This is a genomic window from Chryseobacterium edaphi, assembly GCF_025628985.1.
GTDB lineage: Bacteria > Bacteroidota > Bacteroidia > Flavobacteriales > Weeksellaceae > Chryseobacterium > Chryseobacterium edaphi.
In genome coordinates, this window is record NZ_JAOTEM010000003.1 from 240,326 (window position 1) to 255,599 (window position 15,274).

Genomic DNA, 15,274 nt, shown 5'->3' on the forward strand with positions numbered 1-15,274 from the left:
GTTGAAAAGTCATTCTAAAATTCAGAAAAATACACCTGAAAATTGCTATTTTTGCAAACGTATGAAACGATGGTATCTCTATCCTTTTTCCCTCGGTTATCACATGGTTACGGGTGTCCGAAACAGTATGTACGATCTGGGAATTTTTAAATCTACAAAATTCAAAACTCCGATCATTAATGTCGGTAATCTTTCTGTGGGCGGAAGCGGAAAATCTCCGATGGTTATGTATTTGGCGACATTTCTTTCAAAATATTACAGAACAGGTGTACTTTCACGCGGTTACGGAAGATTGACGAAAGGTTATGATGTCACCAACTACGACAGCAATTATAAAACTGTAGGCGATGAAGCGATGCAGTTGTTTGAGCGTTTCAAGAACCGTTTTGTGATTGCGGTTTCCGAGGAGAGAGTTCCCGGAGCCAAAAAAGTAATGGATGATATGGATCTTGATGTTTTGGTTTTGGATGATGCGATGCAGCACCGAGCAATAAAAGCAGGATTCAATATTTTGATGACTGATTTTAATGATCCTTATTTCAAAGATCATCTTCTTCCGGCAGGTGATTTGAGAGAATCCAGAGCGGGATCAAGCCGTGCGGATATTATCATGGTCAGCAAATGTCCGGATGAATTGACTGAGGAAACCAAGCAATATTATATTTCAAGGATCAAACCTTCTTACAATCAAAAAGTATTTTTTTCCTCGATTGGATACGACGAAAATGTATATTCAAGAGAAAAAATGCTTCCCGATAATAATCTGAATTATTACGATATTCTTTTGATTACAGGAATAGCCAATCCGAAACCGTTATTGGATCACCTGTCCAAATTTTCTCAGAAAGTAAAACATCTGAAATTCAGAGATCATCATAACTTTTCAGATGCGGATATTAAAAATATTGTTTCAGAATACAAAAAGTTGGGAGAATATAAACTGATCTTAACCACAGAGAAAGATTATGTACGTTTAAAAACTTTTGATTATCTGAGAGAACTTGTTTATTATTGGCCGATCAATGTGATCATTGACCGAAAAGAAGAATTTAATCAGATGATTCTGGATTATGTATTAAAAAAATGATTTCCCCCAGAATTTAAACACTTTCAATGAATATTGTAACTATAACCACATCCAAATGAAATTTATTTTTACTTCAATATTTTTTATTTTTTTTCTCACTTATCAATCATTTAACGCACAAACGACAAAATGGGCGGTCAGTATTGGTGATATTTATATTGACACAGCTTCAGATGTTGCAATAGACGCAACTGGTAACGTGTATGCTGTAGGTTACTTTAAGGGAGTTGTAGATTTTGATCCGGGACCTGTTTATAGCCCTATCAATACTTTAAATCCGAATCAGACGAAAGGAAATTTATTTTGTGTAAAATTAGATCCTAACGGGAATTTAATTTGGGTAAAGCAGGTGGGAGGTGTATTTCAGAATGACGTCAGTGTAGTGGATCAGAGTCTTGATCGTTTTCCTAAAATTGCCCTAGATGGTGCCGGTAACATTTACATCAGCGGAATTTATGACTATCGAGTAGATTTCGATCCGAGTCCCAGCAGCACCTATTTCCTACCAAATACTTCAACCATGTATGGAGCTTTTCAGTTCATCTGTAAACTTACCTCTAATGGCAATTTTGTTTGGGCCAAGCAAGTTGGAGGAAATGACATTTCCGATTGTAGGTTTAATAATATGAAAGTAGATACCGCAGGAAATATTTATATGGCAGGGCATTTCATTACTACAATAGATTTTGATCCCGGACCCGCCACATTCAATATGACTTCGGATATTTATTCGGATATGTTCTTTATGAAACTCAACACAAATGGTGATTTTGTGTATGCTAAGCAGATTGGTAATTCAGGTAAGGAACAGAGACTTGAAGATTTAAGCATAAATGATCAAAATTTATATCTTACAGGATACTATAGAGGAATGGTAGATTTTGATCCGGGAAGCTCGACAAACAATTTAGACTCTTCAAACGGATCTGATGATATTTTTGTTGCAAAATACAATCTCACCGATGGAAGTTTTCAGTGGGCAAAATCTTTTGGTTCACCTACCGGTTGGGACGCAGGATATGCAGTTGATACGGACAGTAATGGCAATGTATATTGTACCGGTTCTTTCAGAGGAACTGTTGATTTCAATCCTAACCCCAGCGCAGTCAATAACCTGACCTCGATCGGAGGTATGAGTACATACGTTTTGAAACTAAACAGTAATGGAGAATTTGTTTGGGTGAAGAATTTTGGAGCCAAGCAAGGAATCTATGATTATGAAGAAAAATCTCATGATATATCTGTCAACGGAGACCGCGTTTTTCTTACAGGATATTACCTTGTTCAAATGGTTGACGGTAGCGGACAACCATTATTTTCATCAACTTCGGGCAATTATGACATTTCGGTTATTGCGCTTAACACGGATGGAAATTATTTCTGGGGAAAAGGTTTTGGCGGTGGGCTTGAAGATCGTGGGCTGGCAATTCGTTTTCGAAAAAACACCAACGATATGATACTAGCTGGTCAATATAAAGGTATAGTTGATTTTTCGGGAACTTCATTAGGAACAGATCCAACAAGTAATTATAATGCATTTATTTTAAAAATGAACTTTGATAACTTACTCAGCACGAATAATATCAAAAAAGATAATAATATAACCGTATATCCTAATCCAACTACCGACATTATTCATATCGATTCTAAATCAAAAATTTCAAAAATCGAAATTTATTCGACAGACGGAAAATTAGTTTTGTCAAAAAACATTAACGAAAGTTCAACAGTTGTAAATACGCACACATTAGCAAATGGCGTTTATTTTGTAAATATAATTACAGATGAGCAAAATAATTTTCAGAAGATAATCAAAAAATAAGATTTTTTATTTATAATAAAGCATATAAAAATCATATCTGTTGGATATGATTTTTTTTATAAATAAATAATTTCTCAAATTTAATTTTATTCATTATTTGAAACCATTCATAAATTGAATTTCATTGTTTAGATTTGTAAAAAAAATGAAAATGAAACAGCTATTCGCTATACTTATGATGGGTATTTTTACTTTAGGATGTTCTCAGGAAGTTCCCGCAGTCTCAAAAACTCAGTTTTCAAAAGAAGCACTTAAACAGAAATTAGAAAATGAAGAAGGAAAAACAATTACCGTTCAGGAAATTCTGAATCAGCATAAAGGAAAAGTAGTTGTAATTGATTTTTGGGCAGGATGGTGCAGAGATTGTCTAAAAGCATTTCCGAAAGCTATTGAACTTGAAAAAAATAATCCGAATGTTGATTTTGTTTTCTTTTCTCTTGATCGCTCAAAAGAAGGTTTTGACAGAAGTCTGGAGAAATTTAGCATGAAAGAAAAAGAAAACTACTGGTTTTCAACAGGCTGGAAAAATGATTTCAACGATTACATCGAACTCAACTGGATTCCGAGATATATGGTGATCGATCAACAATCTAAAATCGCAAAATACTATGCAATCACTCCTGAAGATCCTGAAATTCAGGCTACAATTGACAGGCTTTTGAAATAGGTTGAGAAAAAGGTTTAGGCTAAAAAACTTCAATCCTTGAATAGTAAAACTTTAAACAGAAATAACAGAATCCATATCTTTGTGATATGGATTCTTCTTTTCCGGTTCGCAAAATAATTCATGTTGATATGGATGCATTTTATGCTTCCGTGGAGCAGCATGATAATCCTGAGCTGAGAGGAAAAGCAATCGCTGTCGGAGGCGGTCATCGTGGCGTGGTTTCTGCTGCAAGCTACGAAGCAAGAAAATTCGGAGTGCGTTCTGCAATGCCCAGTAAGACTGCCAAAGAAAAATGCCCCCATCTTATTTTCGTTCCTCTCCGATTTTCGCGCTACAAAGAAATTTCAAGAAAAATCAGGGAGATATTTTATGAATATACCGATTTGGTAGAACCGCTTTCTTTAGATGAAGCGTACCTTGATGTTACCGAAAATAAAAAAGGAATAGAATCTGCCAATCAGATTGCGAAGGAAATTCGTCAGAAAATATTTGAAGAAACCGGTTTAACGGCTTCTGCAGGAATTGCGGTCAATAAATTTTTGGCTAAAGTTGCTTCCGACATCAATAAACCTAATGGACAAAAAACCATTCATCCCGATAAAATGGAAAAGTTTCTGGAAGAACTTCCGGTAGAAAAATTTTACGGAGTCGGAAAAGTGACTGCCAACAAAATGTTTACTTTTGGAATTTTTAAAGGAAAAGATTTAAAGAAAAGAACGCTGGAAGATCTTACCCGATTATTCGGAAAATCAGGCGGATATTATTACAATGTCGTTCGCGGAATTCATAATTCCGAAGTAAAACCTCATCGTATTCAGAAGAGTGTTGCCGTAGAGAGAACTTTTTTTGAAGACCTTTCCGATGAGCAGCAAATTGATGAAAAACTGACCAGCCTTAGTGAAGAACTCCACCAACGTCTTCAGAAAAACAATATTATGGGACGTTCTTTAACTCTGAAAATCAAGTATAAAGATTTTTCTTTATTTACCCGTAGTATTACCAAAGAGGAATATTTCAATTCGCCAGAACAATATTTTAGCACTTCAAAGAAGCTCTGGGAACTCCGTCCTTATGATAAAGCGGTACGATTATTGGGTCTGTCGTTATCACATCTTAACACAGAAGAAAAAAAACAGGTTTCTGTTCAACTAAAGATCCCGTTTCAGGAATTTGAATAGTACCTGTTCATTTTTTCACTAAATTGTATACACTAAATCAATAAACTATGAACCAGACAATGATTCAATATTTCCACTGGTACTCTGAAGGGAATGGAAAACTATGGAAAGAAGCCGAAGAAAAGGCACAATATTTAGCAGAATTAGGAATTACATCGGTTTGGTTTCCGCCGGCTTACAAAGGAACAGACGGAGCCAATTCTATCGGATATGATGCTTACGACATCTTCGATTTGGGTGAATTTGACCAGAAGAACAGCATTCCCACAAAATATGGAACTAAAGAAGAATATATAAACGCAATTAAAGCCTTAAAAAAAAATAATATCGAAGTCATTGTAGATGTTGTTTTGGGTCACAAAGCAGGAGGCGACGAGTTGGAAACTTTCAAAGCGGCGAAAGTAGACGAAAACAATCGTGAAAAAATCATCTCAGAATTTACCGATATTCAGTCTTATACTAAATTTACTTTTCCCGGCAGGGGAAAAAAATTTTCTGATTTTGAATGGAATTTCACCTGCTTCAGTGGTGTAGATTATGCCGAAGGAAAAGAATCTCACATCTACAAAATTCAATCAGAATACGGAAACGATTGGGAAGAAATGATCGACGATGAAAAGGGAAACTATGATTATCTCATGTTTAATGACGTGGAACACAGAAATCCTCATGTGCGCGAAGAACTCAACAACTGGGCAAAATGGTATTTTGACGAAACAGATTTTGACGGCGTAAGACTGGATGCCTTAAAGCATATTTCTTTTGACTTTTATAAAGAGTGGTTGACGATGCTCCGCTCAAATTCTGGGAAAAACATCTTTGCAGTGGGAGAATATTGGGCTCCCGGACAACTGAATTTATTACAAAAATATATTGAAGCAACGGAAGGCTGTATGAGTCTTTTCGACAGTTCGCTCCACAACAATTTTCACACTGCATCGAACGAAGGTGATTCTTATGATTTAAGAAGAATCTTTGACGAAACGCTTACTGCGGTAGATCCTCTGCATTCTGTAAGTATAGTTGATAATCACGATACACAGCCTCTGCAGGATTTGGAAGCTCCTGTTGAGACTTGGTTCAAACCTTTGGCGTATGCTCTGATTTTATTAAGAGAAAACGGATATCCATGTGTTTTTTATCCAGATTTATATGGTGCCACTTACAAAGACAATGATAGAGAAGGCAACGAGCAGGAAATATTTTTAGATAAAGTTGACGGTATCGAAGAACTTCTAAAAGCAAGAAAAGAAAACGCTTATGGTGCACAAAAAGACTATTTTGAAGATGCAAATTGTCTTGGCTGGACCCGTGAAGGCGATGACGATCATCAAGGTTGTGCGGTTGTTCTAAGCAATAAAGATTCTTATGTAAAACCTATGGAAATGGGTGAAAAATATATCGGTAAAATTTTCTTCGACGTTCTGGGAAGATCTGAAGAAAAAATTGAAATAAGAGAAGATGGATGGGCAGATTTCCCGGTCCCAGCTGGGAATGTGAGTGTCTGGATTCCTGAATAATTTATTTTAGTTTAACTAAAAAAAATTTTCATTCTGGAGGAATCTTAGCAATTATTTGGTAATATAACATCTGAAAACTAAGTTTAGATTCCTCCGGAATGAAAAACTTGATACATATATCTTTAATTTTTAAATTCAACTAAACTTTTCGGAGTTCCAAGATTTCCGGTCTTTCAGATTGATTGGAAATTTTTCCTTTTTTGGCAAATTCAGTCCAAAGTGAACGTAGCTTTTTTCCATTTTCATCAATATATTTCCAAGGAATATTATTTAAAATTCCTGCATTTTTCCATGCAGATTCATTTCCGAAAATGAATGGTAAATCTATTGCATGTGCTCCCATGAAATAATTGTCAGTAACTCTTGGATGAATTCTGAACAAATAAACATTTCCTCCTGCTTCAGCATAATTTTCAGCAAACTCTTTGGCAGGTTTTCCGTAAATAACTTCGGTAGTTGAACGAATCGCTCTGTTGACAATTTTTTTCGGAAGAAATCGATTCATCGTCTCAGAAGTTCGCAGGTAAAAAGCAGTCTCTTCATCGTTAATTCCAATTAAAACGTCATATTTCTCAGCGCTTTTTTTCCATTTTTCTTCTGCTTCACTTTCAGTACACAACGGCGGAAAACCATATTGCGTACTGAATGGCATTGCAGCTTTTAAACCATATTTAAAAAATGATGGAAGATGTTTTTTGTAATTTTCAATGATTTCAAAAGTATCTGATTCGGCGGTTATATTTCCTGTCTTCATTAAAAATTCAGAAGACATTTTCTGACGATTTTGTCTTAAACCTAAAGGTGCACTGTGAATAATTACCCGATTGAACAACCCTTCTACTCCATCACAAATCATCAGATGAGCGACAGCATCTCCACCGGAAGATTGCCCGAACAAAGTAATATTTTCAGAATCTCCACCAAAATCTGTGATGTAGGTTTTGATCCATTTCAAAGCTTCGATAATATCAAATAATCCACGATTTGCGGGACGTTTTTCGCTTCCGCCTAAAAATCCAAAAATTCCAAGGCGATAAGAAATGGTAACAATGATGACATTCTGCTCTTTCACCCAATCGGTAGGATCTGCAGTCAACAAATCTCCGCAACCCAATTCGTAAGACCCACCATGAATCCACACCAAAACCGGTATATTTTCATTTTCAATAAAATGTTCCGGGCGATAAATTGAAAGATATTGCGTTGATTCGTCAACATCAAAATTGTCGATTTCAGTTTTACCAATCATTTTTTCAAGAAGCGGACTAATGATCTGCGGACAAACAGGCGTTTTTTCTGGAAAGACAATTTCAGAAACGGAAGATTTTACCGGAAACGGTTTTTTAAATCTTTCGGAATAAGCATAACGAATACTTTTCGCTTTGATAATTCCGTCTTCTTTTAAGGCTAAAATCTTCCCGAAAGAAGTTTTAAAAAGATGTGTTCCTGTATTTTCCTGAAATTTCATTCTTGAGAAAAAGGTTAAGATTTTTAAATGAGATTGACTTAGAAAAAAAACTAAGATTAAGAATTATTTAATTTCACTGATATTCTATTTATATAAAATTAAAAAATGTTTCGGATAAAAAACTAAGTATTCATCTTATTTTTTATCAATATTTGGTTAGACGATTGTAATCTGTGAATACTTAAACTCAGACAAAGAAAAGAACATCTGTAAAACTGGTATCTATTTCTGTAATCTGTATAAGTGATATTACCTAAAAAGTCCCGATTTTTGCATAGAACAGAATAATTTAAACAATTAAAAATATGAACTCATACTCAGTAAAAGCTTATGGTACGGAATCTAAGGAAGCCGACTTAAAAGAAATGAATATTGAAAGAAGAGAAGCAACACCAAAAGATGTAGAAATAGAAATTCTATTTTGTGGAGTTTGCCATTCAGATCTTCACACGGTAAGAAACGATTGGGGCGGAACAAAATATCCTGCAGTTCCCGGACATGAGATTGTAGGAAGAATCACAAAAATTGGAAGCGATGTTACCAAATTCAAAGTCGGTGATTTGGCTGGTGTAGGTTGTATCGTAGACTCTTGCGGAACTTGCGAAAGCTGCAAACAAGATTTAGAACAATATTGTAAGACAGGTTTTACAGGAACTTACAACGGGAAAGACATTCATTTGGGAGGTCATACTTTTGGTGGATATTCTGAAAAAGTGGTTGTAGATGCAGATCACGTTTTGAGAATTCCTGAAAATTTAGATTTGGCGGCAGTTGCACCACTTCTTTGTGCAGGAATCACAACTTGGTCACCATTAAGACATTGGAACGTTGGTCCAACTTCTAAAGTTGCGGTTGTAGGTTTAGGAGGTTTGGGACACATGGCAATCAAACTAGCCAAAGGTTTGGGAGCTGAAGTGACTTTATTCTCAAGAACTCCGGGTAAAACTGATGATGCAAAAGAATTGGGAGCAGATCACGTAGTGATTTCTACGGACGATGAGCAAATGAAATCGGTAAGCGGAAAATTTGATGTCATTATTGATACCGTTCCGTATGATCATGATGTAAATCCTTACATAGCAACCTTAAATATCAATGGAACTCATGTTTTGGTTGGTTATTTAGGTGGTTTAGAAAATATTATCAATACTGTTCCAATGATTATGGGAAGAAAATCTGTTGCAGGATCTGTCATTGGAGGAATTGCTGAAACTCAGGAAATGCTTGATTTCTGTGGAGAGCACAACATCGTTTCTGAAATTGAAATGATCAAAATGCAGGAAATCAACGAGGCCTACGAAAGAATGCTGAAAAGCGATGTGAGATACCGTTTTGTAATTGATATGAAATCTTTGTCTTAGATTTTAATTAAATAGTACTGAAATACCTTTCTTTTTGAATGGTATTTTTTTGTTTAAATTAATTTGCTTAAAATTTTAAATGCAAAGTGCTCAAAGGTTTTTTGACTACTAACTGTTTTTAAGTTCGCGAAGGCGTTCCACTTAGCAAAGAACACAGTGTCTTTTTGAGTCTGATTTTTTTCGCAGACTAAGATGATTAGCAGATAAATCTTTTATCTTTTATTTTTCACCTAAAAAATCACTGATATTTCTGCTCCATATCTTTGTATGCCCAATCTGCCATAGCGTCAATCACGGGTGCAAGTTTATTTCCTGCATCGCTCAATTTGTAGGTAACATGCGGCGGAACGACCGGTCTCGCAGTTCTGATGATGAGTCCGTCGTTTTCTAATTGTTTTAAATGCTGTATCAACATTTTTTCTGTAACGGTTGGGATTGCTCTTTTCAGCTCGCTGTATCTTTTCTCGCCTGTTGAAAGCTGAAACAAAATAATTGGCTTCCAAAAACCTGCTATTTTTTCCATCACATACATTACGGGGCATTGATCCAGCAAATGTTTTCTGTTTTCCTGAATGGTCGAGTTTTCTTTGATTGCTGTCATAACGATACATACTTTAGGGTAAGTACTTGTATAAAAGTAAGTACAAATATAACTTTGTTCTCAGAAATAACAATATAAAAAACAATAAATATTTACTTATGAAAATTATCATCACAGGTTCTTTAGGGAATGTCGCAAAACAATTAGCTCAACAACTGATCTCAGAAGGTCATGAAATTATTGTAATCAGCAGTAACGAATCAAAGAAATCAGAAATTGAATCTCTGGGAGCAAAAGCAGCCATCGGTTCAGTTACAGATGTAGAATTTTTGAAAGAAACTTTTAGCGGCGCTGATTCTGTTTTCCTCATGACTCCTCCCATGATTGATGCAACAAATATTATTGAAAAGACAATTAATGTAGGTAAAAACTACGCTGAAGCAATATTGGAAACAGGAGTCAAACGTTTAGTAATGTTGAGCAGTGTAGGTGCAGATTCTCCAGTTGAAAATGGACCGATCGCAAGTCTTCACCACATCGAAAAAATATACAGTGATCTTGAAAATGTATCTTCCACTTTTTTGAGAGCTGGGAATTTTTATATCAATTTCTTTAATGATATCCCGCTGATTAAAAATGCAGGAATAATTGGTGCTAATTATTCTGCCGATGTTAAAGTTCCTTTGGTTCATCCAAAAGATATTGCGAAAGCTGCGGCTGAAGAATTGGTAGAGACCTCATCTGATCAGAAGATCCGTTACGTTGTAAGTGACAATCGCCCAGCAGGAGATTTCGCAAAAGTTTTCGGTGCAGCGATCGGAAAACCTGATTTACAGTGGATAGAATTCACGGATGAACAGACTTTTGAAGGAATTTCTAAAGCCGGACTTCCCGAAGAAATGGCAAAACTGTATGAAGAAATGGGAAGAGGAATCAGAAATGGTATCGTACAGGAAGACTTTATCAAATATGGTTCTCCGATTGAAGGGGAAACGGAATTAGAGGATTTTGCAAAAGAATTTGCTGATCAATTTAATTCTTAATTCTTGAAAACAGTTTTGGCGGGCCTTTGGCCCGCCGAAACTGTTTTTTTATTAGGTTTTCATATTTAATAGGATTTTATCCTATTCTTTGATAAGTCGTCCCGTTGGGACTTTTATTTTACTTCTTCAATGTTTGTTTCAGTATTTTCAATTTTCCGTCAATCTTATTTTCTAATTTTAGATCTAAAATCTCGGCGACTAACGGATAAACGTTCACATTAGAAAATTCATCAATAACTAAATTATTTTTAAATTCCGGACCCCAAGCTAAAAATGTGGCTTTCATTTCTGGAACGAATCTAGGATCATAACCATGTTTCCCAACCGAAGTCTTTTGATTTTTTTCTAAAAAAACTTTCGGAGCTTTCGGAACCAGAAGGATTTGACCAATTCTATTGTAACGGTCATCTCTCGTTGCAAAATGCAAATATTTTGGAAGTTTTTTGTCAAGATAAACTTCATAGTCATCCGTTTTATTTTCCTTTAATTCTTTGAAAACCTTCTTTACTTCAGCAGGATTTTTAACGTAAATTCTTACCAAAGTCTGAGAATTATAGAAATCAAATCTTACTTTATTGAAAAGAATTGCAGGGATTTCCAAAGGATTTCCGCCATCCACTTTGATCATCCCATGATCGGAAACGAAGACAAAATTTACATTGTTCAATCCTAAAGCATTTACTTTTTCAACCAGACTTCCAATTGCTTCGTCAATCAAGTGAACTGCCGTTTCAGTTTCTTTTGCTTCAGGACCAAAATGATGTCCGGCTCCGTCGACTTCCGGAAAATACATCGCAATGAAATGTGGTCTTTGATCTTCAGGAAGTTTCAGCCAATTAATTACTTTATTCACTTTTTCTGAAGGTTTGAATTTCTCATGATAAGGATAATAATAAGTCGGTCTTTTTCCTCCCGCATCACTTGCAGAGCCCACCCATTGCAAAGAAGCACTTATCATTCCCTGTTTTTCAGCCAATGCCCACAAAGGAATTCCACCATACCAACTTCCGTCTTCGGCATTTTCCTTTTTACTCATCGCGTAACTTTTTTTGATTTTGTAATCATAAAAAAAATTATCTACCAAACCGTGATGAGAAGGATATAATCCTGTAATCAAACTCCAGTGATTGGGAAAAGTAATACTCGGATAACTTGGAATCATCGCCTTTGCGTGAATTCCCTGATTTGAATATTTTACAAGATTTTCAGCATTGTATTTTTTAGCATAATCATACCGAAAACCATCTGTAGAAATCATAATTACATAAGGTTTTGACTTCGCTTCTTCACTGTTAAAACGATCGGGAGTAATAATCTGGGCTGTATCACTAATTTGTGTTTGCGCAAAACCAAATATGGAAATGAACAGTAATAAAAACTGAATTTTTAACTTCATCTGAATTTTTTGGCAAATTTAACTTGTATAAGATATTCATGAAAACTTTAGTAGTTAAAAAAACATTAAGATCTTGTCAAAAAGCTCAAAGATATATCAGCACTATATATTAAGCTAAAAAAGCCACTTTTCAGTGGCTTTCAATTATTCTTTAATTAATTTTTCAAAAGATAAACTTCCGTCTTGCAAAGTCATTTCAAGATAATAACTTCCGGATTTTAGATCAGAAACATTAATGCTTTCACCTTCTAATTTCACAGATCTTACTTTTCTTCCTGTAGATTCATAAATGTCAATAGATTTTATTTTATCTGCATTTTTGAAGCTTACTGTTGATTTTGCAGGATTCGGATAAAGTACTACTTTTTTACTTTCTGCAACTAAATCATTAGTTCCAAGAACAGCTGTTTTTGTTAAAGTTGCATATCCTCTATTCCCTCCATGATAATTATTTGCAAGAGTAGTCGAAGGCCCTTTTGCAAAAAAGATATTCATACTACCTGCTGCATTGGTAAAAGCAGTATCTCCAGTTCCACCAGAAAGAGATCTTGTTGCAACTAAAGTTCTTATTCCACCAGATGTTGTGTTGGATGTAATTGTCCAATCTTGAACTGGATCAGCATTTGGTGTAACATTAATTCCAGCAAACGTATAATCAAGATTTGTATTTGTTGTTGACAACGAATTGTAAATAAATCCATCCTTCCCGCTAACCATACCTTCTCCAGCATTTCCAAAACCAATTCCCAGATAAGAAGCATCACTCCCAGTAAGTGTGATTGTTGCCAATGTAGTTGAAGTATCCAATTTCACGGTCATTCCGGTAGAACCTAGACTTACGGTTCCTGTGCTAAACTGCGCGCTGACAGTTGTTGCCAGTGCTAAACTTGAAATAAGTAATAATTTTTTCATATTTTAATTTTTTAAGAGGTTAATGATTTCTGTATTGTTAGTTTGTAATGCATATTCAAAAGGTGTCATTCCCATCGAATCTTTTGTAGTTTTATCGGCTTTATATTTCAGTAATATTTCTACTAATTCTTTATTTCCTGATTTTATTGCCCATAATAAAGGAGTGGTTCCCGTCGAATCTCCAATGTTAGGATCTGCATTTTTGTTGAGTAAATGCTCTACCAAATCTCTATTATATCGTACAGAAAGCCCAGCCAAAGCTGTTCCTTCGCTACTCTTGTAATTGACATCTTTCACATGATCAATCAGAAAATTGGCAACTTCTGTATTTCCTCTGTAACAGGCTAAAATCAAGGTTGAAAATCCATTATCATTGATTTCATTGATAACGTTAGGATTTCTTTTCATGGCATCTTTCATTTCTGCTACAGTTCCGGATCTTGCAATATCAAAAACTGATTTTGCTTTTTCCTGAGCCGATAAATAAGAATAGCTCAGCAAAAACATGGTCAATAAAATGATCTTTCTCATTGTTTTACAAGCGTGTAATTATACTTTACATTTACATTTTCAGCCACTTTCTTCATGACCATTTTCGGAATCGTAACCTGAAAATCTGCCGGTCTGGCTACAAAACCACCTTGCATCAAAATATTTCCGTCTTTTATATAAATGCTTGCTGTAGAAGAAACCGCTTTGTCTACACCATGAAAATTTAATGTTCCCTGAACAGTATATTTCTGTGGATTTGCGGTCAATTTAGATTTATCAAACCCCTGAATTTTACCTTTGAAAGTTGTTTTAGGATATTTCGCAGTTTCAGCATAGCTTTCATTGAAATGTTCCTGCATCAGTTTTACTGTAAACTGGAAATTTTTCACAGATGAAACTGAAGCCATTTCTCCCGTATCAGCATTGAGAATCACAGTATTATTATTATCCTGAGCAGATACATCTTCAAATAAAGGTACAGAAGCCTCGAAGCTTACTTTCCCTGATTTAGAACTGTACTTTTGAGCTGATATCATATTTCCAACTAATAGCGAAAACATGATGAGTGTTAAATTTTTCATATTTTAAATTTTAATTTTCGGTAAGGCCGTCGGCTTTCCATTTGATAAAAAGATTAATCTGAGTTGCAGATAATGATCCGCCTTGAGGCATTTTCTGAGGATCACCGTTTGGTCTTTGTATTCTGTCTAAAATATTGTCAATGTTATTTTTCACGTGATTATAATTCGTGAAAGGCTGAAAAGAAGCAGATCCTCCCGCAGAATGACAAGAGATGCAATTGGCATTTACAATCGGTTTGATATCAACTTCGTAACGTACAGTCTGTGTAATCGGCGTATTGTCTGAGATCTCTTCATAAGTTCTGCTTTCGCAAGAGGTAATGAAAAGAATAAGACCCAATGTGTAAATTATTTTTTTCATTTTTAAAATACTCTGTAAAGATTAAACCCAAAGAAAATCTGTCCTTTTTCCCACTTTCCGGTTGCATTGGTAAGGTATCCGATGTCGGAATTGAGTTGAGAATTGCTGAATAATAATTGAAAAACGTGACCTCCCGTTTCAATATCCATTCCCAGAGAGAGCGGATTTTTGTAGAAACTATGATTGTCAAAATTCACAAAATATTCTGCGTTGATCGAAATTCTTTTTGAGATTTTGTAACGTCCGCCCAAACCTGCCAAAAACTGATTGTTGTTTTCAATATTCGGCTCATAGAGATTTTTGTGAACGTAAGATGGGCTCAACTGCAAGGAAAATTGATCACTGAACCTTCTTGAAATAAGAGCCTGCGTCAAATAAGAAAGCCTGTCGCCAAACTTTAGGTGCGGATAATTATCTTTATCCAAATCCGTATTGGCCGCCATCACATTGTACCCGACAATTTCTACAGGAAAATTTTCATTCTGTTTCAGAAGCTTATATTTTGCTCCGAATTCAAAAGTTTTCATGTTGGTTTCGCGGGATAAGCTTAATGATAATCCGTCGGTTACACCATAGATTACTCCCAATTTTGTAGAAGCATCATCGAGTCCGAAGAAATTTTTAAACCCCGTACTTACATCACCAAATCGGTGTGCAACAACGATATACCATTCTTTTTTTGCGGTCAGTTTTGTCGATTGTCCCGTGACGACTTGTAATGCCTTGAATGCCGGCGGACTGTTTTCTGTTGTTTTGAGGGTGTCAATATCCTTCAGCAAATCTTCCTGAGAATAGGCAAGAATTGAAGCAAACATTGACAAAAAAAGGAGAGTTTTTGTCATATA

At 35.4% G+C, this 15,274-nt stretch carries 15 protein-coding genes; 7 read left to right on the forward strand and 8 right to left on the reverse strand.

Going from position 1 to position 15,274, the window contains the following annotated elements:
* Positions 1–61: 61 nt before the first annotated feature.
* From lpxK to NZ698_RS13440, 5 genes are all read left to right on the forward strand, one after another.
* Positions 62–1,087 carry a tetraacyldisaccharide 4'-kinase gene (lpxK, locus tag NZ698_RS13420; RefSeq protein WP_263003686.1) on the forward strand — a complete coding sequence of 342 codons (1,026 nt, stop codon included), beginning with the start codon at positions 62–64 and terminating at the stop codon, positions 1,085–1,087.
* Between the two features lie 55 nt (positions 1,088–1,142).
* Entirely contained in the window at positions 1,143–2,909 is a 1,767-nt protein-coding gene (locus NZ698_RS13425; RefSeq protein ID WP_263003687.1) for a T9SS type A sorting domain-containing protein, read from the forward strand.
* 151 nt (positions 2,910–3,060) lie between these two features.
* A complete protein-coding gene (locus NZ698_RS13430; protein ID WP_263003689.1) occupies positions 3,061–3,576 on the forward strand; it encodes a TlpA family protein disulfide reductase in 516 nt (171 codons plus the stop codon).
* Between the two features lie 86 nt (positions 3,577–3,662).
* Positions 3,663–4,754: a DNA polymerase IV gene (gene dinB / locus NZ698_RS13435; protein ID WP_263003691.1), complete on the forward strand. Its 1,092-nt coding sequence runs from the start codon at positions 3,663–3,665 to the stop codon at positions 4,752–4,754.
* 47 nt (positions 4,755–4,801) lie between these two features.
* On the forward strand, positions 4,802–6,274 hold the full coding sequence (locus NZ698_RS13440) for an alpha-amylase (RefSeq protein WP_263003692.1): 1,473 nt from the start codon (positions 4,802–4,804) through the stop codon (positions 6,272–6,274).
* Positions 6,275–6,413: 139 nt separating this feature from the next.
* Here NZ698_RS13440 and NZ698_RS13445 read toward each other — a convergent pair whose 3' ends face one another.
* A complete protein-coding gene (locus NZ698_RS13445) occupies positions 6,414–7,742 on the reverse strand; it encodes a carboxylesterase family protein (protein WP_263003693.1) in 1,329 nt (442 codons plus the stop codon).
* 305 nt (positions 7,743–8,047) lie between these two features.
* Here NZ698_RS13445 and NZ698_RS13450 point away from each other — a divergent pair, with 305 nt between their 5' ends.
* Positions 8,048–9,103, forward strand: coding sequence for an NAD(P)-dependent alcohol dehydrogenase (locus tag NZ698_RS13450; RefSeq protein ID WP_263003695.1), 1,056 nt, complete (start codon positions 8,048–8,050; stop codon positions 9,101–9,103).
* A 238-nt stretch (positions 9,104–9,341) separates the two neighbouring features.
* On the opposite strand, the gene NZ698_RS13455 is transcribed toward NZ698_RS13450, so the two are convergent.
* Positions 9,342–9,704 (reverse strand): winged helix-turn-helix transcriptional regulator, encoded by a 363-nt coding sequence (locus NZ698_RS13455; RefSeq protein WP_263003697.1) that lies wholly within the window; start codon positions 9,702–9,704, stop codon positions 9,342–9,344.
* Positions 9,705–9,802: 98 nt separating this feature from the next.
* Here NZ698_RS13455 and NZ698_RS13460 point away from each other — a divergent pair, with 98 nt between their 5' ends.
* A complete protein-coding gene (locus tag NZ698_RS13460; protein WP_263003698.1) occupies positions 9,803–10,687 on the forward strand; it encodes an NmrA family NAD(P)-binding protein in 885 nt (294 codons plus the stop codon).
* 118 nt (positions 10,688–10,805) lie between these two features.
* Here the strand turns inward: NZ698_RS13460 and NZ698_RS13465 are convergent, their stop codons facing one another.
* The 6 genes from NZ698_RS13465 to NZ698_RS13490 all read right to left on the reverse strand — a co-directional run bounded on the left by NZ698_RS13465 (position 10,806) and on the right by NZ698_RS13490 (position 15,271).
* Positions 10,806–12,083 (reverse strand): alkaline phosphatase family protein, encoded by a 1,278-nt coding sequence (locus NZ698_RS13465; RefSeq protein WP_263003699.1) that lies wholly within the window; start codon positions 12,081–12,083, stop codon positions 10,806–10,808.
* Positions 12,084–12,227: 144 nt separating this feature from the next.
* Positions 12,228–12,995: a T9SS type A sorting domain-containing protein gene (locus NZ698_RS13470; RefSeq protein ID WP_263003701.1), complete on the reverse strand. Its 768-nt coding sequence runs from the start codon at positions 12,993–12,995 to the stop codon at positions 12,228–12,230.
* A 3-nt stretch (positions 12,996–12,998) separates the two neighbouring features.
* Positions 12,999–13,526 (reverse strand): ankyrin repeat domain-containing protein, encoded by a 528-nt coding sequence (locus tag NZ698_RS13475; protein ID WP_263003702.1) that lies wholly within the window; start codon positions 13,524–13,526, stop codon positions 12,999–13,001.
* Entirely contained in the window at positions 13,523–14,068 is a 546-nt protein-coding gene (locus NZ698_RS13480; protein WP_263003703.1) for a YceI family protein, read from the reverse strand. Before NZ698_RS13480 ends, NZ698_RS13475 begins: the two co-directional genes overlap by 4 nt.
* 10 nt (positions 14,069–14,078) lie before the next feature.
* Positions 14,079–14,429, reverse strand: coding sequence for a c-type cytochrome (locus NZ698_RS13485; RefSeq protein WP_263003704.1), 351 nt, complete (start codon positions 14,427–14,429; stop codon positions 14,079–14,081).
* A 2-nt stretch (positions 14,430–14,431) separates the two neighbouring features.
* Positions 14,432–15,271: a DUF5777 family beta-barrel protein gene (locus tag NZ698_RS13490; RefSeq protein ID WP_263003706.1), complete on the reverse strand. Its 840-nt coding sequence runs from the start codon at positions 15,269–15,271 to the stop codon at positions 14,432–14,434.
* Positions 15,272–15,274 lie beyond the last annotated feature (3 nt).

Bases quoted from the DNA above. Each gene is read 5' to 3' on its own strand.
- lpxK (WP_263003686.1), top strand. From the start codon at position 62: ATGAAACGATGGTATCTCTATCCTTTTTCCCTCGGTTATCACATGGTT.
- NZ698_RS13425 (WP_263003687.1), top strand. From the start codon at position 1,143: ATGAAATTTATTTTTACTTCAATATTTTTTATTTTTTTTCTCACTTAT.
- NZ698_RS13430 (WP_263003689.1), top strand. From the start codon at position 3,061: ATGAAACAGCTATTCGCTATACTTATGATGGGTATTTTTACTTTAGGA.
- dinB (WP_263003691.1), top strand. From the start codon at position 3,663: ATGGATTCTTCTTTTCCGGTTCGCAAAATAATTCATGTTGATATGGAT.
- NZ698_RS13440 (WP_263003692.1), top strand. From the start codon at position 4,802: ATGAACCAGACAATGATTCAATATTTCCACTGGTACTCTGAAGGGAAT.
- NZ698_RS13445 (WP_263003693.1), bottom strand. From the start codon at position 7,742: ATGAAATTTCAGGAAAATACAGGAACACATCTTTTTAAAACTTCTTTC.
- NZ698_RS13450 (WP_263003695.1), top strand. From the start codon at position 8,048: ATGAACTCATACTCAGTAAAAGCTTATGGTACGGAATCTAAGGAAGCC.
- NZ698_RS13455 (WP_263003697.1), bottom strand. From the start codon at position 9,704: ATGACAGCAATCAAAGAAAACTCGACCATTCAGGAAAACAGAAAACAT.
- NZ698_RS13460 (WP_263003698.1), top strand. From the start codon at position 9,803: ATGAAAATTATCATCACAGGTTCTTTAGGGAATGTCGCAAAACAATTA.
- NZ698_RS13465 (WP_263003699.1), bottom strand. From the start codon at position 12,083: ATGAAGTTAAAAATTCAGTTTTTATTACTGTTCATTTCCATATTTGGT.
- NZ698_RS13470 (WP_263003701.1), bottom strand. From the start codon at position 12,995: ATGAAAAAATTATTACTTATTTCAAGTTTAGCACTGGCAACAACTGTC.
- NZ698_RS13475 (WP_263003702.1), bottom strand. From the start codon at position 13,526: ATGAGAAAGATCATTTTATTGACCATGTTTTTGCTGAGCTATTCTTAT.
- NZ698_RS13480 (WP_263003703.1), bottom strand. From the start codon at position 14,068: ATGAAAAATTTAACACTCATCATGTTTTCGCTATTAGTTGGAAATATG.
- NZ698_RS13485 (WP_263003704.1), bottom strand. From the start codon at position 14,429: ATGAAAAAAATAATTTACACATTGGGTCTTATTCTTTTCATTACCTCT.
- NZ698_RS13490 (WP_263003706.1), bottom strand. From the start codon at position 15,271: ATGACAAAAACTCTCCTTTTTTTGTCAATGTTTGCTTCAATTCTTGCC.